The organism is Polynucleobacter sp. 39-46-10, assembly GCF_002282275.1.
In genome coordinates, this window is record NZ_NCJB01000357.1 from 1 (window position 1) to 2,220 (window position 2,220).

Here is a 2,220-nt window from a genome sequence, read left to right on the forward strand (position 1 = left end):
TGGCGCAAATGCGCCGACATCACAATACCCAAATGGGATCAGCAGTAATAATGCCATTACGCTTGCCCAACCATTTCAGTTTCCAGGTAAGAAAAGCTTGGCATCCGATATTGCCAATACCAATGCGGAAGCACTTTTAGCTCAAAGCGAATCGACCTACCTGCAGTTGGGTGCTCAACTATCTACTCTGTATTACGGAGCGTTAGCATCCCAGAAACAGTTGCAGGTTCTCAAGGAATCGGTAATGCGTTTGGAGATGATTAAGAATGTTGCCAAAGCGCGCTACTCTAATAATGCCGCTGCTTATGTTGAATATCTCAACGCACAAGTGGCGCAAAGTGCTGCTCAAGCAGATCAATTTATTGTAGAGCGCCAGCTATCGGTCTCATTGCACAACATTAATACCTTGATAGGCCGCCACTCAAGAGAAAAGTTGATCTTGCGCGGTGACGTCCGTCGTGCCATCAGCAGCGTTCCAACGTTGCTGGAGTTGGAAGACTATGCCGAAACCAGTCACCCCTCATTGAAGAGCTCAGCATTACAGCTTGAGGCTGCTCGCAAAGGCGTAGATCTTGCCAAGAAAGCCTACCTACCTGACTTTCAAGTAATTGGTTCTTCATTCACGCCAAGGGGGCCGTTCTCGGCGAATAATGGCGCGATGTACTACCAGTTTGAATTGGATTTGATTATTCCACTGTATTTCTTTACCAAAGAAAAGTATGGGGTAGAGCAGGCGCAGCGCAATCAAGCGGCAGCTGAAGCTGGCAATATTTCTAATCGACAACAAATTGTGTTGGCGGTTAATGGTGCTTATGCCACATATGAGCAAGCCAAGAATCAGGCGCAATTTCTCAAAGAGCGCCAAGTTCCACAAGCAGATGCTGCTTATAAAGTCGGCTTAACTCAGTACTCAAATAATGGTCAGGGATTTAACGATTTGCTGACGGCACAAACCCAATTGCGTAGCCTCGAAGTTCAATTAGCCTTAGCAGAGAGCAATCTACTTCAAGCGCAAGCCGTGTTGCTAGCTACATCTGGCAAAGAACCTTTTTAAGGAGTTGTATTGAAAGACAAAATTCTTTCTTTTCTAAAACAGCTTGGTGATAAAGCTAAGCCCATTGCTGAAAAGGCTATGCACTTTGGTGGGCATAGATTACATGTGGCACTCGCTAGTATTGCTGGTCTGTACTGGAACCTCAGTCCCCAAAATCGCTACCGTGTCCGCTTAGCCGCTTTTGCATTTGCCATCCTATCGATGGGTATTGTTTTAGGTCGGATTACCAATGTCAATCGCAATGTGAAGATTGAGGCTTCTGATAAGGCCCTCAAAATAGAGAAGAGTGGCGTCTTGGAGTTAAGGCTTCCTGGCGTCAAGCTGAACCCAGAAATCTATATCTTCCAAACGGCAGAAAAAGTACAGGTACCCGTGGATATCAAAGTACCAGGTCGCCTAGCGTTTAATGCTGAAAAGTCTAGGGTGCTATCAGCACGCGCACCTGGGCGGGTAGAACGTATTTACGCTTTTGATGGTGCCGAGATCAATATTGGTTCTCCAATAGTAGAGCTCTATAGCCCAGAATTTATTTCAGCTCAGCAAGAATATTTGCTCTCATCAAAAACAGCTAGGGTATTGGAATCTAGCAAGACCATGGGTGATTTACTTGGGGATGCTCGCATTACCCAACAAGCGGCCGCAAATCGTATGCGTAATCTTGGTGCTGGCGATGGTGATATCAGGACAATTGAAGCTACCGGTAAAACTCAAAGCAATTTAGTGATGCGATCACCCCTAAAGGGTGTGGTGGTTAAGCGGAATGTGGAGCCTGGTTCTGCGGTGGACTCAGGTGATGTGATTGCTACCTTAGCAGATCCAAAGCAACTCTGGTTCTTGGGCAATGTGTTTGAACAAGACTTGCGCTTAATTAAGTCTGGTCAGAAAATAGTTTTGCAGGTAGAAGCCTATCCGGATAAAGAGTTCGTAGCTTACGCAAACTATATTGCTCCCACGATTGATCCGCAAACTCGCGCTTTATTGATTCGTGCGGATATAGATAATCATGATGACCTTTTGCGTCCTGATATGTACGCCTCTGCCAAGCTCACCACCGGCATGGCTGATGCTATCGTTGTGCCACAAACAGCCGTGGTCCGCATACGCGAGATGCGTTATGTAATTATTCGGGCTGGAGACGAAGTGTATCGTCGCATTCCTGTTAAAGG

Annotated in this window: 2 protein-coding genes; both read left to right on the plus strand. The window is 46.3% G+C overall.

Annotated elements, in window-relative coordinates; all coding sequences use genetic code 11:
• The coding region (locus tag B7X71_RS15590) for a TolC family protein (protein WP_293601389.1) at positions 1 to 1,054 on the plus strand (1,054 nt) is incomplete at its 5' end.
• A 9-nt stretch (positions 1,055 to 1,063) separates the two neighbouring features.
• A partial coding sequence (locus B7X71_RS15595) for an efflux RND transporter periplasmic adaptor subunit (RefSeq protein ID WP_293601391.1) occupies positions 1,064 to 2,220 on the plus strand: 1,157 nt, incomplete at its 3' end.